The organism is Flagellimonas aquimarina (assembly GCF_003149745.1).
Taxonomy (GTDB): Bacteria; Bacteroidota; Bacteroidia; order Flavobacteriales; family Flavobacteriaceae; genus Flagellimonas; species Flagellimonas aquimarina.
This window is the reverse complement of the sequence record NZ_QGEG01000001.1, coordinates 794085-820846: the sequence shown is the minus strand read 5'-3', so window position 1 is coordinate 820846 and position 26762 is coordinate 794085. Positions and strand designations below refer to the sequence as shown.

At 37.3% G+C, this 26762-nt stretch carries 28 protein-coding genes; 7 read left to right on the top strand and 21 right to left on the bottom strand.

Going from position 1 to position 26762, the window contains the following annotated elements; translation table 11 throughout:
- Positions 1 to 23: 23 nt before the first annotated feature.
- The 6 genes from accC to pdxA all read right to left on the bottom strand — a co-directional run bounded on the left by accC (position 24) and on the right by pdxA (position 5047).
- Positions 24 to 1376, bottom strand: a complete 1353-nt coding sequence (gene accC / locus DKG77_RS03730; protein WP_109660314.1) for an acetyl-CoA carboxylase biotin carboxylase subunit — start codon at positions 1374 to 1376, stop codon at positions 24 to 26.
- Positions 1377 to 1456: 80 nt separating this feature from the next.
- Positions 1457 to 1948 (bottom strand): acetyl-CoA carboxylase biotin carboxyl carrier protein, encoded by a 492-nt coding sequence (gene accB, locus DKG77_RS03725; protein WP_109660312.1) that lies wholly within the window; start codon positions 1946 to 1948, stop codon positions 1457 to 1459.
- A 27-nt stretch (positions 1949 to 1975) separates the two neighbouring features.
- Entirely contained in the window at positions 1976 to 2971 is a 996-nt protein-coding gene (locus DKG77_RS03720) for a beta-ketoacyl-ACP synthase III (protein ID WP_109660310.1), read from the bottom strand.
- 171 nt (positions 2972 to 3142) lie between these two features.
- Positions 3143 to 3343 carry a 50S ribosomal protein L32 gene (rpmF, locus tag DKG77_RS03715; protein ID WP_109660308.1) on the bottom strand — a complete coding sequence of 67 codons (201 nt, stop codon included), beginning with the start codon at positions 3341 to 3343 and terminating at the stop codon, positions 3143 to 3145.
- 7 nt (positions 3344 to 3350) lie between these two features.
- The gene (locus DKG77_RS03710) at positions 3351 to 3884 is read right to left on the bottom strand and encodes a YceD family protein (RefSeq protein WP_109660306.1); all 534 of its coding nucleotides are present in this window, start codon (positions 3882 to 3884) and stop codon (positions 3351 to 3353) included.
- A 110-nt stretch (positions 3885 to 3994) separates the two neighbouring features.
- Positions 3995 to 5047: a 4-hydroxythreonine-4-phosphate dehydrogenase PdxA gene (gene pdxA / locus DKG77_RS03705; protein WP_109660304.1), complete on the bottom strand. Its 1053-nt coding sequence runs from the start codon at positions 5045 to 5047 to the stop codon at positions 3995 to 3997.
- Positions 5048 to 5105: 58 nt separating this feature from the next.
- Here pdxA and DKG77_RS03700 point away from each other — a divergent pair, with 58 nt between their 5' ends.
- A complete protein-coding gene (locus tag DKG77_RS03700) occupies positions 5106 to 5696 on the top strand; it encodes a riboflavin synthase (RefSeq protein ID WP_109660302.1) in 591 nt (196 codons plus the stop codon).
- Positions 5697 to 5731: 35 nt separating this feature from the next.
- Here the strand turns inward: DKG77_RS03700 and DKG77_RS03695 are convergent, their stop codons facing one another.
- A complete protein-coding gene (locus DKG77_RS03695) occupies positions 5732 to 6820 on the bottom strand; it encodes an acyltransferase family protein (protein ID WP_109660300.1) in 1089 nt (362 codons plus the stop codon).
- 7 nt (positions 6821 to 6827) lie between these two features.
- Positions 6828 to 8639, bottom strand: a complete 1812-nt coding sequence (locus tag DKG77_RS03690) for a sodium:solute symporter family protein (RefSeq protein WP_109660298.1) — start codon at positions 8637 to 8639, stop codon at positions 6828 to 6830.
- A gap of 120 nt (positions 8640 to 8759) precedes the next feature.
- On the opposite strand from DKG77_RS03690, the gene DKG77_RS03685 reads away from it, so the two are divergent.
- The 6 genes from DKG77_RS03685 to DKG77_RS03660 all read left to right on the top strand — a co-directional run bounded on the left by DKG77_RS03685 (position 8760) and on the right by DKG77_RS03660 (position 14146).
- Complete coding sequence (locus tag DKG77_RS03685) at positions 8760 to 9470, top strand: sulfite exporter TauE/SafE family protein (protein WP_109660296.1); 711 nt, start codon at positions 8760 to 8762, stop codon at positions 9468 to 9470.
- 154 nt (positions 9471 to 9624) lie between these two features.
- On the top strand, positions 9625 to 10011 hold the full coding sequence (locus DKG77_RS03680) for a TonB-dependent receptor plug domain-containing protein (protein ID WP_109660294.1): 387 nt from the start codon (positions 9625 to 9627) through the stop codon (positions 10009 to 10011).
- 194 nt (positions 10012 to 10205) lie between these two features.
- The gene (locus DKG77_RS03675; RefSeq protein WP_109660292.1) at positions 10206 to 10628 is read left to right on the top strand and encodes a DoxX family membrane protein; all 423 of its coding nucleotides are present in this window, start codon (positions 10206 to 10208) and stop codon (positions 10626 to 10628) included.
- A 544-nt stretch (positions 10629 to 11172) separates the two neighbouring features.
- Complete coding sequence (locus DKG77_RS03670) at positions 11173 to 12099, top strand: ABC transporter ATP-binding protein (RefSeq protein ID WP_109660291.1); 927 nt, start codon at positions 11173 to 11175, stop codon at positions 12097 to 12099.
- The gene (locus DKG77_RS03665) at positions 12096 to 12851 is read left to right on the top strand and encodes an ABC transporter permease (protein WP_109660289.1); all 756 of its coding nucleotides are present in this window, start codon (positions 12096 to 12098) and stop codon (positions 12849 to 12851) included. The genes DKG77_RS03670 and DKG77_RS03665 overlap by 4 nt, the downstream gene beginning before the upstream one ends.
- Positions 12852 to 13027: 176 nt before the next feature.
- Positions 13028 to 14146 (top strand): bile acid:sodium symporter family protein, encoded by a 1119-nt coding sequence (locus DKG77_RS03660; RefSeq protein ID WP_165819342.1) that lies wholly within the window; start codon positions 13028 to 13030, stop codon positions 14144 to 14146.
- Positions 14147 to 14245: 99 nt separating this feature from the next.
- Here the strand turns inward: DKG77_RS03660 and DKG77_RS03655 are convergent, their stop codons facing one another.
- The 13 genes from DKG77_RS03655 to DKG77_RS03590 all read right to left on the bottom strand — a co-directional run bounded on the left by DKG77_RS03655 (position 14246) and on the right by DKG77_RS03590 (position 26660).
- Positions 14246 to 14899: a hypothetical protein gene (locus DKG77_RS03655; protein WP_109660287.1), complete on the bottom strand. Its 654-nt coding sequence runs from the start codon at positions 14897 to 14899 to the stop codon at positions 14246 to 14248.
- 48 nt (positions 14900 to 14947) lie between these two features.
- Positions 14948 to 15331, bottom strand: coding sequence for a DUF5071 domain-containing protein (locus DKG77_RS03650; protein ID WP_109660285.1), 384 nt, complete (start codon positions 15329 to 15331; stop codon positions 14948 to 14950).
- A 307-nt stretch (positions 15332 to 15638) separates the two neighbouring features.
- Positions 15639 to 18038: a penicillin acylase family protein gene (locus DKG77_RS03640; RefSeq protein ID WP_109660281.1), complete on the bottom strand. Its 2400-nt coding sequence runs from the start codon at positions 18036 to 18038 to the stop codon at positions 15639 to 15641.
- Between the two features lie 94 nt (positions 18039 to 18132).
- A complete protein-coding gene (locus DKG77_RS03635) occupies positions 18133 to 18390 on the bottom strand; it encodes a hypothetical protein (RefSeq protein ID WP_109660279.1) in 258 nt (85 codons plus the stop codon).
- Positions 18391 to 18435: 45 nt separating this feature from the next.
- Positions 18436 to 19692: a serine hydrolase domain-containing protein gene (locus DKG77_RS03630; protein WP_109660277.1), complete on the bottom strand. Its 1257-nt coding sequence runs from the start codon at positions 19690 to 19692 to the stop codon at positions 18436 to 18438.
- 21 nt (positions 19693 to 19713) lie between these two features.
- Positions 19714 to 20472, bottom strand: coding sequence for a DUF6090 family protein (locus tag DKG77_RS03625; protein WP_109660275.1), 759 nt, complete (start codon positions 20470 to 20472; stop codon positions 19714 to 19716).
- 218 nt (positions 20473 to 20690) lie between these two features.
- A complete protein-coding gene (locus DKG77_RS03620) occupies positions 20691 to 22463 on the bottom strand; it encodes a serine hydrolase (protein ID WP_109660273.1) in 1773 nt (590 codons plus the stop codon).
- Positions 22464 to 22683: 220 nt separating this feature from the next.
- Complete coding sequence (locus DKG77_RS03615) at positions 22684 to 23184, bottom strand: hypothetical protein (protein ID WP_243414821.1); 501 nt, start codon at positions 23182 to 23184, stop codon at positions 22684 to 22686.
- A 105-nt stretch (positions 23185 to 23289) separates the two neighbouring features.
- Entirely contained in the window at positions 23290 to 23658 is a 369-nt protein-coding gene (locus DKG77_RS03610) for a nuclear transport factor 2 family protein (protein WP_109660271.1), read from the bottom strand.
- Between the two features lie 159 nt (positions 23659 to 23817).
- On the bottom strand, positions 23818 to 24417 hold the full coding sequence (locus tag DKG77_RS03605) for a hypothetical protein (protein WP_109660270.1): 600 nt from the start codon (positions 24415 to 24417) through the stop codon (positions 23818 to 23820).
- Between the two features lie 85 nt (positions 24418 to 24502).
- Positions 24503 to 24928, bottom strand: coding sequence for a gamma-glutamylcyclotransferase family protein (locus tag DKG77_RS03600; protein ID WP_109660268.1), 426 nt, complete (start codon positions 24926 to 24928; stop codon positions 24503 to 24505).
- Positions 24929 to 25159: 231 nt separating this feature from the next.
- Positions 25160 to 25738 (bottom strand): type 1 glutamine amidotransferase family protein, encoded by a 579-nt coding sequence (locus DKG77_RS03595; RefSeq protein ID WP_109660266.1) that lies wholly within the window; start codon positions 25736 to 25738, stop codon positions 25160 to 25162.
- A 178-nt stretch (positions 25739 to 25916) separates the two neighbouring features.
- Positions 25917 to 26660 (bottom strand): hypothetical protein, encoded by a 744-nt coding sequence (locus DKG77_RS03590; protein WP_109660264.1) that lies wholly within the window; start codon positions 26658 to 26660, stop codon positions 25917 to 25919.
- Positions 26661 to 26762 lie beyond the last annotated feature (102 nt).

Sequence of the window (26762 nt, the reverse complement as noted above, 5' to 3'; positions counted from 1 at the left end):
CCCCGACTTTCATCGGGGTTGCTTTAATCTTGATATTTTGTGTCTATTTCAAAATCTTCCATAAATTTGGTAGTATAATTCCCCGCCAAATAATCTGGATGATCCATCAATTGTCTATGGAACGGGATTGTCGTTTTCACACCTTCAATTACAAATTCATCAAGTGCCCTGCGCATCTTATTGATTGCCTCTTCCCTAGTTTGGGCCGTAGTTATTAGCTTGGCAATCATAGAATCGTAGTTTGGCGGAATCATATATCCACTATATACGTGGGTATCCAATCGTATTCCATGCCCCCCTGGTGTATGTAGTGTTGTTATTTTACCAGGTGAAGGTCTAAAATCATTATAGGGATCCTCTGCATTGATTCTACATTCTATTGAGTGCAGTTTTGGCAGATAATTTTTTCCGGAAATAGGCACGCCTCCCGCTACTAAAATCTGCTCACGGATTAAATCGTAATCAACTACTTGTTCTGTAATGGGATGTTCAACCTGAATACGGGTGTTCATCTCCATAAAATAGAAATTACGGTGTTTATCGACCAAAAATTCTACTGTTCCAGCTCCTTCATATTTAATAAATTCAGCAGCTTTAACAGCAGCTTTCCCCATGTCGTCCCTAAGCTTATCGGTCATAAATGGGGATGGGGTCTCCTCAGTCAGTTTTTGGTGCCTACGCTGGACCGAACAATCTCTTTCAGATAAATGACAGGCCTTACCATACTGATCACCAACAATTTGGATTTCTATATGGCGAGGTTCCTCTATCAACTTTTCCATGTACATTCCACCATTGCCAAATGCGGCCGTGGCTTCTTGTACCGCACTTTCAAAACTGCTTTCCATTTCATCTTCTGCCCAAACGGCACGCATTCCTTTTCCACCACCACCCGCAGTGGCTTTGATCATTACGGGATAGCCCATTTTCTTGGCTATTTTCTTGGCATCAGCAACATCCTTCAATAATCCCTCAGAACCAGGAATTGTTGGAACACCTGCTTTTTTCATGGTCTCCTTGGCCGTGGCCTTGTCTCCCATTTTATCAATCTGATCTCCAGAGGCGCCAATAAACTTGATCTCGTGTTCAGCGCATATCTTGGAGAATTTGGAGTTCTCAGAAAGAAATCCATATCCTGGGTGAATTGCATCTGCATTAGTGATTTCTGCAGCTGCTATAATGTTTGGTATTTTCAAATAGGATTCATGGCTTGGTGCAGGGCCAATGCAGACAGCTTCGTCCGCAAAACGCACATGAAGGCTCTCTTCATCTGCCTTGGAATATACTGCCACTGTCTTGATCCCCATTTCCTTGCATGTCCGTATAATACGTAATGCAATCTCTCCTCTATTTGCAATCAATATTTTTTTAAACATAGTTTTTCATGTTAGGCCCTAAAGTTTTCATCTCGAAATCCCTCTACACGGGTTTTGAAATTTGAACTATTGGAATCTGATTAGGAAGGGTCAACCAAAAATAAGGGCTGGTCAAACTCTACAGGTGAAGAATCATCAACCAATACCTTAACAATTTTACCAGAAACTTCTGACTCAATATCATTGAATAATTTCATTGCTTCAATTACACAAAGCACATCTCCTTGGTTAATGGTGCTCCCCACCTCAACAAAAACAGGTTTGTCTGGAGATGGTTTTCTATAAAACGTGCCAATTATTGGAGATTTAATAGTGATATACTTTGAGTCATCGGCCGCTGGCGCCGCTTGTTCCGTTTCTGAAGAAGTCGCCTCTACAGCTACTGGTGCAGCCGCCACTGGAGCCACCGGAGCTTGAGCCATAGGAATTTGCTGTACGATTGTAGTTTCTGGTGTAACGGATTCGCTTCCTGTACGAATGGTAATCTTGATGTCTTCCATCTCCAACTTCACCTCGCTAGCACCTGATTTGGCTACAAACTTGATTAGACTTTGAATTTCCTTAATATCCATGGAATATGATTTAGTTAATTGTGCTTTTTAAGAATTATATGCCCATTTTAGATAAATGGACCCCCATGTAAAACCTCCTCCAAAAGCAGCAAAAATAAGATTGTCTCCTTTTTTGAGTTGTTTTTCATAATCGAATAATAATAATGGCAGGGTTGCAGAAGTGGTGTTTCCGTACTTGTGAATATTTATCATCACCTTATCACTATCTACTCCCATTCTATTTGCTGTAGCGTCAATAATACGCTTGTTTGCTTGGTGTGGCACCAACCATTGCACATCTTCATGCCCAAGGTTGTTACGCTCCATAATCAAGGCAGAAACATCGGCCATATTGGATACGGCAAATTTAAATACCGACTTCCCATCTTGGTAAACATAATGTCTTTTGTTCTTGATTGTTTCTTCTGATGCTGGCAAAATAGAACCTCCTGCATCAATTTTTAAGAACTGACGTCCTATGCCATCTGATCTTAAATATTCGTCTTGTAATCCCAAACCCTCTTCATTGGGCTCAAAAAGTGCCGCACCAGCTCCATCGCCAAATATGATACATGTTGTTCGATCAGTATAATCAATAATCGACGACATCTTATCCGCTCCGATCAAGAGTACTTTTTTATACCTTCCTGATTCTATATAACTCGCGGCCGTGGACATACCGAACAAGAAGCTGGAACATGCCGCCTGAAGATCATATGAAAACGCATTAATGGCCCCTATCTGAGAAGCTACATATGCCGCTGTGGAAGCTACTGGAATATCTGGTGTAGCTGTGGCCACCAAAACAAAATCTATCTCCAATGGGTCTACGCCGCTTTTCTTTATTAAATCTTCGGCTGCTTTGATCGCCAAATATGAAGTTCCTTCGTTTTCCTTTTTTAAGATTCTTCTTTCCTTTATTCCTGTTCTAGAAGTAATCCATTCGTCATTGGTATCTACCATGGTCTCCAACACTTTGTTGGATAAAACGAAATCGGGAACATATCCTCCTACAGCTGTAATAGCTGCTGTTTGTTTTTTCATATTAGTGTCCTTTTTGTCAAAAACATTAAGAATTGACCCAAAAACGGTGAAAAATAGTCATTTTCCACGACTTTTTAGTCAAAAAGAGCTGGTTTTTAAAATTAACTTTATTCCATAAAAAAACTCCCGTTATAAAAAAACGAGAGTCAATAATTTTTAAAAAGTTAACCACTAAGCAGCAGTTTCTTCTTCTGTTTTGTCTATTAACACTTGACCGCGATAGTACAATTTACCTTCGTGCCAATGTGCTCTATGATACAAGTGCATTTCTCCTGTTGCAGAATCTTTAGCAATTGTTGGAGCAGTTGCCTTGTAATGAGTTCTTCTTTTATCTCTTCTGGTTTTCGAGATTTTTCTTTTAGGATGTGCCATTATATACCTATTTATCCGTTAATAACTTCTTTAAATCATCCCATCTGGGATCTGTATTTTCTGATTCTTCTTTGACTTCTTTTGGCTGCAATTCTTCTAGCTTATCCAAGATTTCTGATTGTAAGGTTCCATCCAGTACTCCCGGGTGGATTCTTTTTTGTGGAACTGCAAGCACCAACATTTCATAGATGTACTGAGAAATATTGACTTTATGTTCGCCATGGGGAATAACTAATATTTCGTCATTCTCATCGTCATACTCTTCCCCAAACTTAATCACTAGATGTAAATTTGATAAAATCGGCTGGTCAAATGGTTCGCCGGTTAAATCACCATCTACATTTACGGTCCCCTTTGCCTCAATGTCCAATTCCATCATATTGTTCATCTTGTCCAATATAGCGGTAATATGCACAGAAGCATCATTAAACTCTTGGTATTCAAAAGATTCAAAGAACGTATTATCAATATCATACTCAAACTCGTGCTTCCCCAACTTTAATCCCGAAAAAGGAATAAAAAACTCCTTCAGCTTCATCATTTTTACACTTAAGGTTTGTGTACCAGCCCATAAAGGCGGGTGCAAAGATACTACTTATTTAGAAAACTGCAATTGTATTGCAATAAATATAATGCGCAAAACATTATGCTTTAACTTGCTCGCTTTACCTTCTGTTTTTGCAAAGGATTTTTATTCAGTTCCATGTACTCTCTGCGGTTTTTAAATACCTGTATTGCCGTAAAAACAGCTTCTTTAAACGAGTTCTCATCTGCCATTCCTTTTCCTGCAATTTCATAGGCAGTTCCATGGTCCGGAGATGTGCGTATTTTATCTAACCCTGCGGTATAATTTACTCCTTTGCCAAAAGAGAGCGTTTTAAAAGGAATGAGTCCTTGATCATGATAGGCGGCAAGAATGGCGTCAAAATTATTATGGGAATTAGATCCAAAGAAACTATCTGCCGAGTATGGCCCATAGACCAATGTGCCTTGATCAAACAGCTCTTGTATTGCCGGTTTTAAAATTTTATCATCCTCTTCCCCTATGGTTCCGTTATCTCCGCTATGGGGATTAATTCCGAGCAAGGCAATTTTAGGCCTCCTAATGCCAAAATCCATTTTTAGCGATTTTTCCATTGTTTCCACCTTATTCCTAATCAATGTAGGTGTAATGGCCTGGGCAACATCTTTAACTGCTATATGGTCCGTTAATAGACCAACCCTTAAAGAGTCCGTTACCATGAACATAAGGCTTTCGCCTTTTAATTCTTGAGCAAGAAAATCTGTATGGCCTGGAAAATTAAAATCATCGGATTGAATGTTGTTCTTGTTTATTGGGGCGGTAACAAGGACATCAATCTTGTTGTTTTTTAAAGCGGAAACAGCAGCCCTCAATGACTTTATGGCGTATTTGCCTCCTTCTTCTGTAGCTTTTCCATAATCAACTTTAGGTGTTTCTTTCCATGTATTCACAATATTGATTTTTCCATCAACTACTTGTGCAGCATCTCTTACTCCATTAAAGCTTATGTTGAGTCCCAAATCTGATTTTTGTTGGGATATCATTTTGTTGGATGCAAAAATAACTGGAGTACAGAAATCTAACATTCTTGAGTCTTCAAAAGTCTTTAACGCAACTTCGCATCCAATGCCATTGAAATCCCCAATTGAAATCCCTAGTTTTATTTTTCCTTTTTCCTTCATAAAATAATGGGCGATATAGCTACATTTACATTACAAAACTACTCAATTAAAAAGATTCATGTTTACAGGTATTATTGAGACTTTAGGCAAAATTGAAAAGCTTGACAAAGAGGGCGATAATTTGCATATTACGGTTTCCTCCAAAATCACTTCGGAACTAAAAATTGATCAAAGTGTTGCCCATAATGGAGTATGTTTAACCGTTGTGGCTTTAGAGGAAGACCGGTACACTGTGACCGCTATTGAAGAGACATTGGACAAAACCAGTTTAGGCGAGTTAAAGGTTGGAGATGTCGTAAATCTTGAAAGGGCAATGGTATTGGGTGCTAGGCTGGACGGACATATTGTTCAAGGACATGTTGATCAAACGGCAAACTGTATCTCTGTTGAGCAAAAAGATGGAAGCTGGGTTTTTGGCTTTGAATATGATTCTAGCTTAAACAATGTTACCATTGAAAAGGGGTCCATTACTGTTGACGGTGTTAGTTTAACCGTTGTGGATTCTGAAAAAGACGCCTTTAGTGTTGCCATAATTCCGTACACCTACGAACACACCAGATTTAACACCTACACGCCTGGCACTATGGTAAATTTAGAGTTTGATGTAATTGGAAAATACGTTGCTAGGCTACTACAACTTCATTCTTAACTCCCTGTTTCTCTTTTTGCGCACATAACATGGCTTTACACCTTTATAAAAATTTTTCTTTTATAAAGCACATAGGCCAAAAGGCAGTAAAAAGATACTACGCTTAGACCATAAAGTAACGAGGACAGTTCCATGGAGATAAATCTATGTACATAGATTTTATTAAAAAGCCACCCATGTATTGAGGTTTCCCCATCCACCTTTATCAAGTAAAACAATTTAGTGATAAAGCTCGACGCAAAGTAAACTACTATGGCATTTGCCCCAGCGTATCTAAATATACTCCCAAACCGTATGTTCCTAACATCCGTTAGATAGTAAATCAAGGCCAAAACTATATTTGCCCAACCCGCTGTAACCAAAACAAAACTACTTGTCCATAATGCCTTGTTAATCGGGAAAACAAAATCCAAGAGGTGTCCCAATAATAACAGAGAGCCTCCTAGCCCAAATAAAATAGTTGTTTTTTTCTCCTGCTTTGAGGTCAATATCAATCCTGTAAAAATTCCTAAAAGCGAGCTTACTATGGCCGGAATTGTGCTTAATAGGCCCTCGGGGTCGTAATCCGGTTTATAGTTGTGGGTGCCAAAAACTTGGACATCTACGTAGTTAGCCAAATTATTAGGTGCCCTCTCCAATGTAGAAGCCATGCCTTCAATAGGAACAAAAACCAAGAGAAGCCAATATCCTATCAATAAAACCACCGCAACCCAAATCAATTTTTTCCAGTTAAGGTTTAAAAAAAGTATTGCCGCAAAAAAGAAAACAACTCCTATACGTTGTAATACACCTGGGAATCTTATTGAAGCGAAATCCTTGATAAATGGAAAGTTAATGGTGAATGCCCCTAAAAAGAGACCTAACCCAATTAGTTTTAGACTCCTAACCGTGATTTTTTTATAGACCGAAGCATTGGCCTTCTTGTTTTGGTATGCAAACACAATTGAAGTTCCAACGATGAACAAAAAAAATGGGAACACTAAATCAGTTGGGGTATAACCATGCCATTTTGCATGTAAAAAAGGAGCATATACATTGGACCATGTTCCAGGGGTATTGACCAATATCATTAAAATGATAGTCGCCCCTCGAAAAATGTCAACAGAAAGTATCCTACTTTTCATGATGTTCTCATAAAATATGATCCTTCATTTTGTTCCAAGCTCTTATCAGCAAAAATGCTGAAATGGCAGCTACTCCAGTCAATGTCAAAGCCAAATTTGTTTCACCATAAATCCAATATCCCGTGGCGAACATTATCGTATAAATTAATACCACGCCCAATAGCATTGCCTTTATCCCTGACGGTACACTCCATTTTTGGTCGTTTGCCACAATCTCAACATTGTCCTGCTTTGCTTCTTCAATAATCTTGGCCCATCCTGGTCCACCTGGCTGAATTTTTTGATAAAAACTTCGCAACACATCCTTAGTTTCTGGCTGCGTTACAAAAGTAGCCGTAAGCCATATTATGGTTGTAATGACCATAATAAAAGGTAGTTCTCCCCACTCTGGAAAAACACCGTTTTCTGGATTAAAAAGGATTTCTTTCAATGAGGTTGTCTCTAAAAGAATAGCTAAGATACCTGAAGAAAACATTGCCGTGATTTCACTCCAAGCATTAATACGCCACCAGAACCAACGCAAAATAAAAATGAGTCCAGTACCTGCTCCAAATGATAGTAGTAAATTGAAAACTCCCATGGCATTTTGCAATGCCAATGCCAAAAATGCGCTTAAAACCATTAGAACTACAGTGGATAACCTTCCTACATTAACCATTTGTTTTTCGGTTGCATTGGGGTTTATTTGCTGTTTGTAGAAATCGTACACTATATAAGAGGAACCCCAGTTTAACTGGGTGGAAATGGTGCTCATGTATGCGGCAACCAAGGAAGCCAATACTAAGCCCAGCAAACCACTTGGCAGCTTTGTCAACATTGCTGAATAAGCAAGGTCTTGCCCCAATTTGCTTTCTACAACATTAGGGAACGCTTGTTGAATACTTGCAATATCAGGGTATACAACCAAGGAAGCCAAGGCCACCAAAATCCAAGGCCAAGGACGCAATGCATAATGCATGATATTGAAAAAGAAGGTGGCACCTATAGCATGGTTTTCATTCTTGGCCGCCAACATTCTTTGTGCAATATATCCACCACCACCAGGCTCTCCACCAGGGTACCAAGAACTCCACCATTGAACTGCCAACGGAATAACCAACATGGTAATCAAAGCCTTCTTGTTACTAAAATCCGGTAGAATGCTTAATTTGTCTTTGACATTTTCATTTTCCATAATGGCCTGAATGCCTCCAACCTCTGGAATATTTACCAAATAATATGCCGCTCCAATTGCCCCGGCCATAGCTACAAAAAAGAGCAAAAAGTCACTGTATACCACTCCTTTAAATCCACCAAGTGCACTAAATATTACCGTAATAAGTCCTCCAGCCACAACAGTTTCCCATGGCTCAAGGCCCAGCATAACACCGCCAATTTTTATTGCGGCCAAAGTAACTGAAGCCATGGTGATAACATTAAAAAACACTCCAAGATAGATGGCCCTAAATTTCCTTAGAAAACTTGCAGCCTTACCTCCATAACGAAGCTCGTAAAACTCAAGATCCGTTTTTACATTAGATTTTCTCCACAGCTTGGCATAAACAAAAACGGTAAGCATGCCCGTTAATAGAAAACACCACCAGCCCCAATTACCAGATACTCCATTTGTCCTTACTAAATCGGTTACAAGATTTGGAGTGTCTGTAGAAAAAGTCGTGGCAACCATGGACAGCCCTAATAACCACCAGGGCATTGTTCTGCCAGATAAAAAGTATTCCGAAGAACTCTTCCCGGACTTTTTGGAAACATAGATTCCTATTCCCAAAACAATTGCAAAAAAGACAATTATAAGGCTGTAGTCCAACGTACTGAGTTCCATATTTTATTGGTTTGGTTTGCCACTAATGTATAATTTTTTAGAATACCTTTGGCCTTTGTTCGCTAAACGCCAAATTTGACGCTATCTACAACATTCGAACCTTCTTTAATAGCATGGGTGATGGCGGCCACTGCCTCCTTTTTAATGGGAATTTCAAAGGCAGGGTTAAAGGGACTTTCAATTTTCAATGTAACACTAATGGCTTTGGCCTTTGGAGCCAAAGAATCTACCGGTTTAATAATTCCCTTGCTTTTGGTGGGTGATGTATTTGCGGTAGTGTATTACAATAGGCACACTCAATGGAAACATATCCTAAAGTTTTTGCCATGGATGCTTGCGGGTATTCTTATTGGTGTCATGGTAGGAAAGGATCTACCAGAAAAAGAATTCAAAATAAGTATGGTCATAGTCATCCTTATAAGTTTAGGAATGTTGATTTGGTGGGATAAAAGAAAATCCAATTCTATTCCCACTCACTGGTTTTTCTCAGGCTCAATAGGTGTTATGGCAGGCATTTGCACCATGATAGGGAATTTGGCAGGTGCATTTACCAATATTTTCTTTTTGGCAATGCGTTTGCCAAAAAATGAGTTCGTTGGCACGGCTGCATGGCTCTTTTTAATTACAAACCTCTTTAAACTTCCCTTTCATTTGTTTGTGTGGGAAACCATTTCCCAAGAAACATTGTTGATCAATATGAAGTTGCTTCCAGCAATTCTTGCCGGGCTTTTTCTAGGGGTTGTATTGGTAAAAAAAATCAATGATCGCAACTACAAAAGATTCATTTTGATCGTAACCGCGATTGGAGCAATTGCAATATTATTTAAATAGCATTAAGCTTTAATGCTTCTGCTCTTGCGTTACAAAAAAAGACTGTTATTCATCAACCTTTGTTTTGCTTCCTGAAATAATTAAATTGTTGCATTCCAGATACTTATATTTTTATTTTTGTATATTTAATCCTCTCTAAACTAGAAATAACATCATGAAAAATATTATTGTATTACTTGCTTTGTTCTGTTTTGTCTTTACTTCTTGTAAATCCACCTCTGATACAGTGAATGTTTACAAAGCTGAACGAGAAGGCGTGGGAAATTCACAGATTACATTGATAAATATGATGCGTAAAGTCCCGGGTATTACCATAAGGGGAAATACTCCTGTTTTAAGAGGAACCGCTAACTCTATCTCTCGTCCAATTTCGGAGCCTTTGTACATATTGAACGATTATATTGTTGGACAATCTTTTTCATCTTTAGACCAACTGGTAGACGTCTCCATAGTTAAAAAAATATCTGTTCTTGATTTATCAAATGCTGCCATTTATGGCTCTAGAGCGGCCAATGGTGTTATTGTGGTGGAAACATATTGATTTAATCAATTATAACTCACAACCCTAGGCGTAAAACGTGTTTGTTTTATGCCTTTTTTGTTCCTAAAAAAGCATTCCGCAGAATCCTTTGTTTAATATCAACATTAGCTATTTTAAGATTCCATTGTAACAATAGTTTGTATGGTTATCATAACTTTAGGCTAGAATAAACATCGCAATAAATCAACAAAAAAATGAATACAAAATATACCAAGGTTTTCTTGAGAGTTGCATTGGCCGTTGGCTTTCTTTCAGCCTGTGCAGATAGATTTGGAATGTGGAGCCCAGAAGTTTCCGCATGGGGCAACTGGAACAGTTTCGTTGAATATACTCAACTCTTGAACCCTTTGGTCCCTAATCAACTTATATCTGCGGTTGCCGTTGCCGCCACATTTTTTGAAATCCTCTTTGGATTTGCTTTGTTATTAGGTTTTAAAACTAAGCTCTTTGCAAAACTAAGTGGTGTCCTACTGCTACTTTTTGGTTTATCAATGACTTTCACAACAGGAATAAAAGGGCCCTTGGACTATTCTGTATTTGTCGCTTCAGCTGCTGCATTTGCCCTGAGCACAATGGATTCTAAATATCTGGAATTAGAAAGCTTTTTAGGAAAGTAAGTTGATTTTTGTCCTAATTACATTATCAGCACAAAACTAAAGATCCCCAATCAGCTTTGCTCCTAAACCAGTTAATAATAAGGATAGTAATCTGTTGACGGCATTGTTACTTTATATTCCGATTGAAGAAAAGTAACTAAATCAACGAGTGTATATGCTTATTGATCATGTAAGCACCACTTGTATTTTAAAAAGATACATGATCGTATTGATTGATCTAAAAGCAGAAATACTAATATACTCGTCCTCAAAGTAGTTTTTCGAAAACAACAGGCCATCCTTAATATTCTACATTTCGGAATTAAAAAAACCGTGAACCGAAAGAATACTCGGAATTTTGAATTGTAAATTCAAGAAAAGGAACAAACCTGTACTTAATTGGTATGAGAAATCACTCACTATGCATCTCTTTTCAGTTTGTTGGCAATTGCACTTGGAATACTTTCAATATAGATGGAAAACACATGGATAGAAGTATTTGAAACTTAAAATATAGTATGAAATACAAAAATCAAATTAAACCAATGAACATAAAAAAACCAATATGATCGATGTTTTAAACTTGAAAAAAACATTTGATACAATTGAAGCTTTGAAAGGTATTTCATTCAACATTGCACAAGGCGAATGTTATGGTTTGTTGGGTCCAAACGGTGCTGGAAAAACAACAACGATTTCCATCATGAGCACACTTGTAGAACCAAATGAAGGAGAAATAAACATTGCCGGCATTGACTTAAGGACTAATCCGCAGGAATGTAAAAAGAACATTGGGGTTGTTACACAGGAATTAGCACTCTATAATGAGCTCTCTGCATATGACAACCTACTCTTTTGGGGAGGCTTATATGATGTTCCAAAACCGGAATTAATTGCCCGTATCGATCAAACAATGAAACTCTTCGGGCTTTTCGACAGGAAGAATGATAAGGTGAAAACCTATTCTGGTGGAATGAAACGCAGAATCAACATTGCTTCTGCATTACTTAACAAACCTAAAATCCTGTTTATGGATGAACCCACCGTTGGTATTGATCCCCAAAGCCGAAATTTAATTTTTGAAGTGGTTGAAAAGTTACGCAAAGAGGGAATGACAATTGTTTATACCACACATTATATGGAAGAGGCGGAGCGTTTATGCGATCGTATTGGAATAATTGATAATGGGAAAATTATTGCTCAGGGGACTTTAAATGAATTAAAGACATCAGGATCAATGAAGGAGTCAGTAGTTATTTCCTTTACCAATCTAACTGATGCCCACCATAGTTCAATTGCAAATGACTGGAAGGACCTCCTACGTTTTGATGACACTTTGCATTTTTACACCATGGATATTCAGGGTGATTTATCAAAAATAATAATGAAGTGCAGTAATATAGGTTTAGACATTTCAAAAATTGACATCAAAAAAATAAACCTTGAAACTATATTTTTAAGTCTAACGGGCAAAAAGCTTAGGGACACATGATACAGTTGATAAAAAAAGATTTGAAATTATTTTTCGGCAACAAGCAGGACTGGATCCTGACCTTCATATTGCCCATCATCTTTATTACTTTGTTTTCTTTCGTTTTTGGAAAAATGGGCGGTACCGATGAAGACAACCTAGGGGGGCTTGTTCATGTAGTGGCAGGGACATCTGTAATGATGCTTTTGTTCTCAGTTGCAGGGATAGGAGGAAGTCTCTTGGATGAGAAACAAGATGGTATGCTAAAGAAATTGCTGTGCTCACCCATAAACCCAAGGCATATCCTTTATGGGAAATTGGTATATGCGAATATCATTTCCATCGTTCAGCTAATCATCATGTTTGTATATGCCTGGCTGTTTTTTGGTCTTGATTTTATAGAACACCTTCCTTCTGTTATGCTTATGATTTTGGTAATAGCTTATGCCTGTTCAGGTTTTGGTGTGGTCCTTGCCTCATTTGCCAAATCACGTAAGCAGGTGCAGGGGTATTCAACCATAGTCGTGCTTGTTATGAGTAGTGTCGGCGGTAGTATGGTGCCCCTTTTCATGATGCCAGAGATTATGCAAAAATTGGCTGTTGTATCTGTTAATTATTGGGGCATACAGGGGTTTTATGATATCTTCCTTAACCTACTACCTATTACAGATATCACATTCTTGTCCAAAGTTTTTGCCTTAATTGGTATTGGAACTTTCTTAAATCTGGTAGCTCTCCGAATGTTCAAGAGAAATATTTTAAAGATGGCATGATTGCGTTGGAATAATTACAGTCCCAAAGTAGTCCAGTACATAAACTACAAAGTATACTATCGAGTTTGGGTTTGATTTAAAATTTGAGGAAAAATTGGTCGTGAAATGTGCCTTGGGGGCTTACGGAAAGTTATATGTAAATTTACCTCTGGCCCTACACTGACAAAATTCAAAACATGAAAACATACGGCAAATACATTTTGATCCTCAGTGCCATTTTAGCTTTTATTATTGTTATCATGTTATCAACTGGGTTTAAAAATGAAACGGGAGCCTTGGTAGTGTTGTTTTTTGCAAGCCTTGCCCTTGGTTTTCAGAGTTTTTCAGGACTTAAAGGGTTTTCGTTTACCATTTTAATATTTGCCGCTGTGGCAGCATCATTGTTCTATCCTCAGCTGTTCACACAAATAGGCGGGTTTAATCTTAAAAACCTGATCATCCCCCTACTAATCATCATCATGTTTGGTATGGGAACCGCGATGAGTTTAAAAGATTTTGACGGCATAATAAAAATGCCCAAAGGGGTGTTGGTGGGTATTCTTTGTCAATTCACAATTATGCCATTTATAGGGTTTGGACTTACCTATGCTTTTGACCTGCCTCCAGAAGTTGCCGCTGGAGTTATTTTAGTAGGCTGTTCCCCAAGTGGATTGGCCTCAAACGTAATGGCTTACATATCCGGTGCTAATCTGGCTTTATCGTTAACATTGACCGCCGTAGCTACGTTGCTCGCCCCAATTATGACCCCTTTTTTAATGAAATTGTTGGCGGATCAGCTAGTGCCTATAGATTTTTGGGGAATGCTGTTAAGCATTCTTAAAATAGTCATCCTTCCTATCATAGCGGGCTTGATTTTTAACAGATTTGCACATGGTCGTTTCAAGTGGATAGATAAAGCAATGCCAAAAATATCAATGGCCGGTATTGCCATTATCATTACAATCATTACCGCCGCAGGTCGTGATTCACTATTGACCATTGGGCTCACACTTGTATTAGTGGTAATCTTACATAATACAACGGGATACTTTTTAGGGTATTGGGGTAGCCGATTAACAGGTTTAGACAAAAAATCTGCGCGTACGGTAGCTTTCGAAGTTGGAATGCAAAATGCAGGATTGGCATCTGGCATTGCCCTAGAAATGGGAAGAATAGCTACCATGGGCTTGGCACCGGCGGTTTTTGGGCCTTGGATGAATATATCCGGATCCTCTTTAGCTACTTGGTGGAGAGATAAAACAGCTATTAATGAGGACAACGTTGTGGGCGACAATGAAAAATCAACCTCTCAATAATTATACTCTAGCTTTGGCTTTCTAACTTCAATCTCTATGCTGGGTTTTTTACTTCTTATTCTATAATCCTTTTTTGAACTTTAACTTGAAGATAACGATTTAGTTATTTAACGATTTCTGTTTCCGAGATTTTAGTTTTCCCACCTCTAACCCAAGTCCTATCGCGATTAGAAATTGAATCACCATTAATACAAATTTGTTGGAAAAAGGCTGTTTATCGGCTTCAAGCTTTGATTCATTTGCTTTATCTAAGGCCTCAAAGAATTTAATTGCCGAAGGGCATAATGGATCAACCTTATTTTCTTCCTCATTACCCTCTGGGTTATCACATATTAACATTCTAAAGTTTTCCCAGTCGTCTACCTCTGTATCTATGGGTCTCCATCTATATTGACTAACAAAATGGGCTATTCTACAAGTATTGGAACACTCCTTATCCTTTCTGCAGACCTCAGGGTCCTTATTTGTCTGGTCTAACGCCACATCCCACCAAACTTGGCACTCATCCATACGATACTCAATTTGTTGCATCATATATCCAAACATCTCCTTAGCTTCATTGACCAATTCAAGGGACTTCGTTTTTCGGGTATCAGCAGATATTTGAGAGATAGCAGCCAGAACACCTACAAAACCAATTATTACCAAAAAAAACTCAAGGTTATTTTTGACAAATTTCGGTATCAGTGGATAAAACCTCCATGCAACTCCTGTCACTATCGCAAAAAGTACACATGCTATAATTACTGCCATTTTGCTCGGTTATTATTCCTTATATCTTCCCAATCGTTTATTTGAACTTTATTCTTCGCTAATTAGCTCAACAGCTAACTCTTGTACCTCCTCAGCTACTTCCTGTTGAGTTGGGTTAGTTGCAATTCTTTTAAACTCTTTCATTAGCCTTGGGTCAATAGCCTTGTCTGTATCCAGGCCAAAAACATGAATGCACCAATATTTCCATATTTCATCTGTCCCTTTCAAAATATTTATTATGTCATCAGTCAAATGTTCAGAAATTGATTCCAAATATTTGGCGACTGGGCGAGATACAGGCCAATTCATATCTTGAATCCAAGTCAAAAGTTGTGGGACAATAGGCTTCAATTCTTCATATGCGTACCTATTCAGTTTCTCAGCTGTTTCTATGTCTCCTTTATCTTTAGGGATTAACTTATTGATATTCATCGTTTTATTGAACTTGTTTTTTCTTTTTCATGAGAAATACTATACATGAAATTAAAAGAGTTAGAAAAATCCCAAGTATTCCATATATTATTAAAGCAATCCACATTTCAACATGATGAAAACCTGGCGCTACAACGATCAAAATAGATTCTGCGAAAAGGACCAATAGAATTGATAGCACAATAAATATTCCAATATGCATCAATACTATTTTGCCTCTTTTCATTTATGATTTTGTTTGTCTATTATCCTTTATTTGAACTTTTAATGGTTTTGGGCATGCACTACTTTAATGCCCGTCAACTTATTACTTCCGTAGAGGGATTAATTTTTTTATGGTTATAGCTACCGAATCAATCTTACCACGTGAATAGTAAACAGGGAAATATTCATCTTTCGCCCAAGGCTCAAACAGGTTACTATAAAACGGACTATCAGGATTACCAGATTGTCCAGGCCCATTGGAGCCCACCGCAGCATCCCAATCACCAGTATTCACAATCATACGAAAAGAAGCACCACTGCTTTGTCTTAAATTACCACCTGTTGAACCAGGGGTATAGGCATTACCCCCTCTTGGCAATGGCCCAAGATCCAGTTTAGCTCTTGTTGTATCATTTACAACATCGCTCAAAGCATGCCTCATATAAGTGTGCTTGTTTTTTTTTTGTCCATATTGCCATAAGCTCATATCTGATCCGAGGTTTTTTTCTATGTCGTTCACGCCATTGCTAAAAGCAGTGTTCAAAAATTTATTTCTACCTAAAATTGGGTTTTCCCCAAACCTTGCATCAGGCGCTTTAAGCCACTCCATAATTCGTGCCATCTGAATTCCGGGAACTATGCCCTTTCCATTGGTGGGAATAAACTGTTCATTCGCCATTTTTTTAATTTGGTTTTCCCAAGCTACATAAATGGCGGCAGGAATGGAACTTGCTTCGAGTTTGTGATTCCAATTAGTTAATCTGTTTTTAGCCTCCGCAGCTTTTCCTGTAAAAACGAGATGCTCCAACATAGGAACTAAAATCCTTGCAGGAATGGAGAGGTAATCTGTTTGTAGGGCCTTCATGTCTTCCATGGTCAATTTTTTATCTGCCCCTAGCACTTCGTTTACACGGTCACCCCGGTACGGGTCTGACCATGAGAAACCAACAGCATCCCAATGGGCATAATCCTCTGAGGTTACATTCTGGTTCGCGGTAGCAATAAAACCTTTGGCTGGATCATAGTCGTTTGGTTTTTCTATGATGGGTAAATAGCCGTCCCATTCATAGCGCCCATCGCCCGGAACTGGAACAAGACCACTAAAATTTCTACGAATTGGGGCAATGCCTACAGCTTGCCAGCCTATGTGTCCCTTTTTATCGGCCCATATCATATTTTCTCCAGGGATATGGCTATAGTTACAAGCTTCCCGAAATTCTTCCCAATTCTTTGCTTGGTCCATACGCAATGAAGCTAAATATGGAGACCCTCCTGGTTCTAGCCAGGCGCAACGTACGGCATAGGCCACATTGTTTTCGGTATCAATATGGGTAACAGGTCCATGCAAGGTATAAGATAATTGTAAGGTATGGTCTTCTTGTCCCTTTACTTTTATAGTTTCAGAAACTTGTGTCATATCTACCCAACCGCCTTTAAATTTATACTGATTGGGGTTATTAGGATTTAGTTCATAAACATATAAATCTTCGCCATCCGTTCTAAAAACGGTAAGTCCCCAAGAGCCATATTCATTATGACCTATGGAAATACCAGGTATTTCTGGTTCGCCACCACCTATAACATTCCACCCTGGTGCAACTAAATGGTTCATGTAACGTAAGGATGGTATAGCAATGGTTCTATGTGGATCGTTGGCCATATAGGTGTTGCCATCTGCCATACGACTACCCTTAACTACCCAATTGTTACTGCCAATGGCCAAAGAATCATTTTTGCCTTCATAAAGTGATAACATTGTTTCCTCTTCTTTTGTATTTTGATAAACAGGAACGATATCATCTTTTTTGAATTTCACAGGTTTACGATAGGCATTGTATAATGCTAAAATATCATCCGATAGCAAGTCTGTATTTATGCTAGGGTCAATTGCTAAATTGGGTTCCTTTGGATGAAGCCAATATAAATCTTTAACGGTTTCTGGGCCAAGTTTTGCTACTGCACGTCCAATTTGTAATTCTTGACCGATGTTTCCCAATAAACCTTGGTGTCTTGAAATAACTATTTCTGGAGTCCATTTTTGTGGCTGTATATCCAGGAGTTTAAACTCGATTGGCAACTTTTCCGGAGTCTTTAAAATAGCATCGATATAGGCATTTACGCCATCTGTATAAGCTGTAATAATTTCAACGCCATCGTCATGGTAATGATTCATCTCAGTGGTCATATCACCTCTAAACTTAAACAGACGTGTACCTATATCTCGGTTTAATTCCCGTTCCCCAAGAATTTCTGCCACAGTACCCGTGGCCTGTCTTCGCCAGATCTCAAACTGAAAAAGCCGGTCTGCTGCTGCTGCATAACCTTGTGCATAAAACAGGTCGTGTTGGTTTTTGGCATAAATATGGTTAATGCCCCATTTATCCCTAACGATTTCAACAGGCTCTTCAAGTCCGTCTGCTAGAAATTCATTTACAGGAATAGTTTTAGAATCGTTACAGGAAAAGAAAACTGCAACTACAAATAGTTTAAAAATTTGCCTCATTCTATAGGTTTTTCTTTGGTTTACTTATTTTCAATCAAATACCACAGTTTACTTATCGTTTATTTGAACTTTGAATTTACATAGTTCTTTGTTGCTAACGTCTGCTTTTTACAAGTTTGATTATTCTATAGATAACAATTCCAATAGCTACGAAGTTAATAACGTGCCAAACGTTCAGGCCTATATATGTGATTTTTTCCGTATTCGTCATACTTTCTAAGCTCCAATATGGCCCTTTACTTTCATCATAAAAATCATCATAACCCATCAAGAGTAACCCAAAAAAAATGTAAACAGCTACGTCAACCAGAATCAACCCAAAACCTATGAAAATGTTCTTGATTGTAAACATATTTTAATAAGTGATTTCATTATATCGAATCCTTTTTCTGAACTTTCAATTCTCAGTTTGCTTATTCATTCGTTTCTCATATGATCCTATTTTGTCCCATATTGTGTAGAATTGATCAGCACCTTTCTCATCAAGATCTGTATTGACAAAAAGCAACTTTCCAATTTTAGTATTTGGATCAAAGAACATAAATGTTGATACCCCGGGATCTCCCCCCATATGACCTACCTGTCCAATAGGAGTGTGCCCAATAAAGAGTCCACTGTTATATTCATCGTCAAACGGTCTATCCGTGTCTCGCTCCCCCTCGAAATTGTTTTCTGAAAGAAACTTGGTAAAGAAAAGTTTATAACTCTTTTCCGTTAAAAGTTTGCCGTTTCCTGAAAATCCTTTAATAATCTCAGAAAGATATTTTGCTTTGTCATCGACCGAAGTTATTAGTCCGCCGTCAGGGTAGGTAATTAATTTATAGCTTGGTATTTGTTTGCCATCAACGGTAAAAAGTTGGGTAAGGTGGGTAGTATCCAACTCAGCTGTGTTCCAGTCAGATGAAGCCATTTCTAAGGGCGCCAAAATATGTTTTTTGGTAAAGTCCGCATATGAACTTCCCGTAGCAATTTCTATTATGTAGGCTGCCAAAGTGGCGCCGACATTTGTATACTCGTAGAGTTCGCCAGGTTTGTTCTCTAAAAAACTCGTTTGTTGATACCACTCGCCTTCCACCGATAAGAAGTTTTCTAAGAATCTGCCCATATCCAAGTCCGATTCGGGAGCATTGAACTCTTCAGCGCTGGGTATCGACTTGATTCTCAAAGTATCCTTTGCATTCTCAAGAATGTATGACTTCTTTCCATATAAATCGCCGTCTTGGATCGAAGAAGTGTGAGTTGCGAGCTGCCTAATGGTTATGGCGTCTTCAGGATGAAAAGGATTGAATACCTCAAAAGGCAAATAGTTGTTCACTGGATCCTCCAGGTTCAGTTTTTGCATTTCCTGGGCCTTCAACAGGGAAATACCTATGAGCGTCTTTGAAACGGAAGCAATGTTTTGGACTGTATTCTTGGTATAGGCCTGTTCAGGGTCAATTGTCGAGTAGCCGAACCCCTTGGCATATAGCGTGGTATCTTCATTGACAATTGCAACGCCGAACCCCTTTATATCGCCTTTTCTTTGAATCTCAGTCAACTCATGGGACAAGGAGTCCTTTAAAATTTCAAACCTTTGGGTCTTTTGAACTGTTGGGTCTTTTTTGCAGGAAAAAAAAGCAATGCTCAATAAGACAATCAATGGTGCTCGCTTCATAAATATTTATCTTTCAATTGATTATTTATTTTGTTCCGCTTTGCAAATTGTAAGTATTTCATCAATATAGACCAGTAGTTTTTCTTGATAACCAACTCTAAGGGTTTCTAGCCATGTCTTTGAAATCAACAATCCCAGATAGGCGTTATTCCCAATTAATTTCTTAACTGACGCATCAAAGTCTTTACTACTTGCTGAAACACCAAGTTCTTCACGTTGAATGTCATGAAGTACCGCGGGAGCAACATCAGCGGATATTCTGTTCATCTCGACCAAATAACTCATAGATTCTTCATGGTCCTCAAAACCTGAATCGATATCTGCAGCAAATTGGGATAAAATTCTTTTCAGGTCATCGCTTTCTAGAATTTCAATTTTACCGGAACTTACCATGGCATCATAAGTGCCAGTTACAAATTGTGCTTTCCACCATGATTTGGCCCCTGAAGCGACCCAGAATCTAATGGAGTCTGTGTTCACATCTTTTTGGTCCGATTGCATTGCGCCTATTAAGGACTTGCTCATCTCGATCATGTCCTTTTCCTTGCTTATGGCTTCCTCAATTCTAATTTTGTTCTCTTCAAAGTCCTCTACTAGAGCAACCAGTAACCCTTCCTCTTTGATACTTTGTTTTCTCGCCTCGTTCCAATTGTTGATTTGCAGCGCAATCAAAATTCCAATAACCACAAGTACCACCTCTCCTAAGACATAAAGTAAATACTTGCTAAATCTATTTTCTTTCAATAATGTACGTCGAATTTTTCCAAAAATTTTTGACATATGAGTGTGTTGAATACAAATAGAACCTAGTTAGGTTTTCGTTATTCTCTAAAGATAATCGATTGTAGAATTTTTAAAGTGAGGAAAATGAAAACAATGAAGTTAGCTGCTTAATTCTAAAGCCCGTTATTTAATTTTGTTGAAGTTTTAAGGCATAATTTCCTTACAATATTCTGCCTCGATATTTATAAAATGTATCTGATTAACATTGCTGCTTTTTATTTATTAGGCTTTTGATCATAAGGAATGTAGTTAGACCATTCCCATGGCGTATAACTATCAGCTAAAGCAACTTCCAACAACTCTTTATAGATACTTTCTCCATTGTCACTATTAGTCATGATTAAAATGCCTTTTCCTGTTTCAGGAAATAAAATGGAATAATGTTGAAATCCATCTCCATGACCACTTTTAGTGACTGCCTTTCCGTATGGTGTATCAAAATACAACCATGTTAACCCACAGCTTAGATTAATGGCGTCATATTTATTGGTTGTAGTTTTAGCATTGGGACCAAAATGTGCTAAGGATTTAATTCTAATTTGAGGACTAAACATTTCATCATAAGAGGTTTTACTTAATATTTGGCCATTCAACACAGCAGTAAGAAATTTTGTGTAATCACTCGCCGTTGTTTCCATCGTACTGGCCGATCTAGGTTCATTATCGATGTCTTTGCCATAAGGTTCCCCCTTGGTATTATGCCCATGAGCGAAGTCTTTTTCAAATCTTGGTTGCCATTGATAGGATGTATCGTTCATTCCTAAAGGCTTGAAAATATATTCTTGAGCCAGCTCATCAAGACCTTTACCCGTAATTTTTTCTAAAACAACCTGAAGGTATACTAAACCTTCGCCGCTATAGAAGTATTTTGTTCCTGGTTCAAAATTCACTCTTAACTTTCTATCAGACTCAAAAAACCTCCAATTATTAAATCCTGTGGTATGTGCTAGGCACATTCTTGCTGTAATCTTATGATATAAACTGTCAGTTTTTAAATCTGAATAGTTATCATGCCAGCGTGTTAATGGCTGATATTCATAAATTTTCTTTGACAAATACGATTCAAGTGGCGTATCCAAACCAATGACACTATCTTCCACTAATTTCATAACAAGCATGCCAAAAACAGCTTTACTTAAAGAAGCGCCGTAAACGTTCGTGGAATCTGTAAGAGTAAGTTGTTCAGGAGCATTTTTGTATCCAAAAGTATTTTGATAAACAGGTTTTTTATCATTAAAGACTGTAATTGCAATCCCATGCACTTGGGCATCTTTTTGGAGTTGATTTACCTTATTTGTTAATGAGTCCTTAGGAATATAAGTGCCATCTAAACGTGCAATATTATCGATATTCGTATGGCTACAACTGGTAAAAAATAACATTCCAATGATTGCCAAGCTAAGCAATGCTGCTGATTTACTTTTTAATTTATTCCCAATAAAAGGAAATGCCAATGGATAAAAACACGTTCCAGAACTTGTCACACGAATTATATTGATGAGCATTACTAGAACGCTAAATGGAATAACTCCTATAAAAAAGAAAAATCCCCACTTTTCAATAGTTATTAAGGCAATTAGACTTAAAATATAAAGGATGGTCATACTAATTTGAAAGTTGATAATTTTCCTGCCATGAGCGTCATAAATGCTATTATCCTCTCGTTTATGAATCCATAGAAATAATGGGAATAATATGTTAGACAGTGGGATGATAAACCCTAGAAATGGTGTACTGTGCAATAGAATAAGCCACTTCTTTTGTATGTTCTCTTCTTTGGGATTATCTAAAACAATAAGCTCTTCAATCTCTATACCTAAAGCATTGGCCAATAACTTTACAGTATTGAGATGAGGATTAACCTCTCCCTTTTCTATGCGTTGAATGGTTCTTACGGTAACTTTGGTTTCTTCAGATAATTGCTCTTGGGTATATCCTTTTAATTTTCTTTGATAGATTAAATTTTTTCCTATGGAATTGGTTTTCAAGATTTTATTTTTTTGATACTACAAAGTTACACCTAAGCTTATGTTTTTATAACGACATTTAGATGTCATCTAAATGTCATTTCTTTTATTATGGTCATTTCAGAGGGGTATATTCTAATTTTCATTATTGTTTCAATAAAAAATTTAAATGATTTCTTTGCCATTTAATTCAAGCTGAATCAATTTTTTCCAAGCCCCATTTATGCTTAAGCTTCATCCTTTATTTGTACTTTTTAGGTATAGGACTATCAGTTCTCTCGCTATCAAACATCCAAGAAAGAATCCACCATCTATTTCCGTCATAATATAATTGAATGCTGTTTATTCCTCTTTGAGTTACTGGCCCATTTTTTTCTTTTTTTGTTTCATAGGTGCTCCAAACGTGGGTAATATTTCCGAACGTTTGTGTTTCTCTGTTGATTTCATACTCCCAAAACCCACTTTTAGGAACCCCAAAACTTTCATGATATTCGGATAAACTCTGTGTTCTGATATAGGGATTATGGTTTTCATCTTTTCCCGTAATTGTTATTAAGGCATCTGGGTGATGTAATGACGTATCTCTTTTCCAATCTCTTGGCTGTCCTGCCTGACCAGAGATAACATCATAATAAGCCCTAACAATACCATCTATTGTTTGCACATCTTCTTGAAGTGGGTAATCTTTTTTACTCGATTCCTGTGTATACACTGTTAAGCTCAACAAAAGAAATACAATCATTGATTTTAAGAGTTTGGTCGTCATAATAATTGAGGTGTCTTAAGGTTTTTTAATGTGCTCCAACGGTCACGTACGGGAGTGGCAGCGGATTTTTGTTCAAATTCATTATGGTTTTCTTCCCAAATGCTCAGTCAATAATTTCCATCTAGCATCTTCTTTTATCAAAACAGAAGTCCCAATTCCATTTCCAGAAACAGGTTTTCCATCTATAATTCCGGTCCAATTAAATTCGAACAAATAGACCGCATACTTTTTATCCTTTACTAGCCATTTAATATTTTCAACAGCATATTTTTCATTCTTAATTCTATGAAAATTTTTCTCAAATGCTTTTTGAACATTTTCTTTTCCAATATGAATTGTTCCATTAGAAAATGTAACACTTACATTGTCGGAAACTAAAGGCTCAACTGCTTTCCAATCCTGAGTTCCTAAAGCTATTTCATATGATTTAATAAATTCTTCTGGATTCATTATTCTCTAATTACTGGTAACGGTGAGTATAACCCTAAGTTACGGGTTAATATGCGTTATTTTGCCTTAGCACAGATGTTGGCAATTCCACGTGGATTCGGACATGGTCGAATCTGCCGTAATTGTGGTTATACATTATTGTGTTTAGTGTTTTTTCAATCATTCTGCCAATATTTCGTATGGTTTTTCTGGAAAACCGAAAAGGATTGCTTTTTCCTCGTCAATTTCCCTAATTCCGATGAGTGTTCTTCTTTCTCCATTGTCATAAATCGAAGCGAAATATGTTCCTTGAAAATTTTCTAATACTAATTTTTGTCCTTCTCGGTTCAACCTTTTATTAATCTCCTTTATTGTTGAACTGTCTAAACCTTTATTAAAAATAATTGGGATTTTTTCATTATTCCATTCGGCCTTGAATTCAAGTGCTTCAATTTGCTTTTTGCTTAATTCTGTTTTCGTTGGGAAAATTCTTTCATAGTCTGTTGCGAATTCAGTATCCTCAGTTATAGATTCAGTTTCACTGATAATCTTATGGGTTTTTCCCATTCTGAATATTCTAATTCGATTAACGTTTACAAACTCATATTTAGATTCAGAAATTTTTTCATTCCAATCAGTTGTTTTTTTTGATAGTCTACCTCCATTTGCCTCCACCAGTTCAAAATGAAAAATATGGTTGTTCTCAAATTCGATAAATTCTGGAGAACAATAATCGTCTCCTGTTTTAATCATTAACCAAATTCCTTTAAGATTTTTCATTTTTTTAGCGGTTCTGCTACATTAAACCCAACGTCTCGAATAAACGCCCGTTTTCCTGCCCGTCCGGCAGGGGGGAATGACGCGTTTATTTTTTGTTAGGTGTTGTTTTTGTCATCTTTTTGATCTTCTCTAAATAATCATCTGGGAAACCCTCCTGTTTAGCCAATTTATATAGGGATATAGCATATAATTCATTAGTTCCGGTTAGTGATTCGGAAGGCAGATTGTAACATATTGCCGTTATAGAATCATTCGTATTTGTGATAATGTTGACTTCTTCCGGAATATAGTCAGCTACACTGGCTTCGGCATATAGATTATGAATTACATCATTATCGATAGTCATCACGATTCCATATGATTTTTCATTCTTGCAAGGAATTAATGACGCTCGATTTCCAATTTTTAAAGCATAATCATTAAGATAGCCTCTTCTTGGATTTGATGGTTTAATTCCATTTTTCAATAAAATGTTGACATCCATAAATGAGCCATAAAAAAATACTTCCATAAAACTCTTCCATTTTATTTTTTAATAAAACCTAACGGTTTGGCTATGCGCAGTGCGGGATTAAAAGCACGAAACTTTAAACTCGCGCACGGAGCCAATTCGTTTATTCAACATTTCAAATTTTTCATCAATCGCCAGAGACGAATTGGCGGTGTTGCAACAGCGATCCGCTGTTGAATTAACCACTGAAACCCGCATTACATATGACACTTTGTTGTGTGTTCGGCTTTATTATTCACTCCATATCCCATTTTTGAATAATTGAAACCATTTTTCAATTTCATCATCAGATTTTAATTCTGTTTTCTTAAAAATTTCAGTCGCAAATTCAATCGGGGCAATTCCATTCGCTGTAATGATATTCTTGTCGGTCTCTGCTAATTTGTTTTGGTAATTTTCTTGTCCATCATACTCTGGAACAACAGCTTTTAAATAACTCAAATCGTTGCTTGTATGCTTCAAATTGTCTAAAATCCCCAACTGTCCTAAATAAAAAGTTGCCCCACAAATTGCAGCAATTGTTTTCCCCTTTTCAAATAGCTCTGAAACCAGATTGTTAATCGTTGTTATTTCTCTTTTCTCCCAAGCTACTCCTCCTGGAAGAATTAACATCTCCACTTCTTCAATTTTCAATTCATTGAGTGATGCGGTTGGAATCACTTGTAAGCCACCCATTGAAGTTACTTCATCTCCAGTCTCTGAGAAATAAACCAAATCAAAACGTTCATCTTTAGCAATCTCTGGAGTTAGATAGGATATTTCCCAATCCGAATACCCATCAAATAGAAACACATATATTTTTTTCTTCATGTTATTTCCTTTTTTTAGTTTGTGTGCGGTCTTTTTTAGCTGACGGCCTCGGCTATGATTTCGTTGTGGACATTTCCAACGAAAATGGTCGGTATGAAATCGGGCCCTGTTAATGGTTGTTAGGTTTAAATTTAGTGATAAAGCAGCAATGAATTATAGCCGGTGTTGTGTGCCGTTTTTATTTTTTTTTAAACTTAATTTTACCAATATCCATTACTGATTCGCCCTCTTTTTCGGATTCCAAGTAAATATAAATTCGAGAGTCCCGATTCCTAAAGATTATATTTTCCAGTAATTCTGGATTATCACTTTCTAGTTCATTAATTCTTTCTAAACAATATTTGTAATGAGTAGTGTCCTTTTGATATAATTCGAAGTATTCTTTTTTTGCCTTTTCTAATTCGTTGGACATTTCAAAAACATTGCCCTTATGCCACTTAAAACTGTGGTTGATATTTGCAGCTTGATTGAGTAGAGAGATTGCTGTTTTGAAATCTCCCAATTTTGAATATGAACCAGCTTTGTCGGCAAGCAATCTAGGAGAAACGGAATTGAATTTAGGATTTTCGAACCGTTGCAAGGCCTCTTTATGGAATCCATTGTCATATAAAGCCTCACCTGTGATAATATTCAAATGTGATTTATCTGATTTTCGAAGTTTGTTATCATATTCTAGTATTGAGTCAATGTAATCGATTCCATGTTCAAGATTTATATCCGCTCGTTTATAAAACTCTTCTAATCGTTCTTGGTCTAAACTAGCCCTTTGGTTGAATTCTTCTGCCATTTTTTCGAATTCCTCCTTTGTCCCCTCCATTAAGTCGTTAATCAACATTTCCGGAGTCGCGTAAATTTTTAGAAAGATGTAGGCTAGGGCTACCAAAGAGGCTAATGCAATTAAAATCCAATTTTTACGATTCATCTTCAGATTTACAAATGACACACAACGGTCTCGTATAACCGTCAGTTACGTGTTTATATGCGTTAATTTATGGTTTGGCACAGACTTTAGCAATTACAGAGT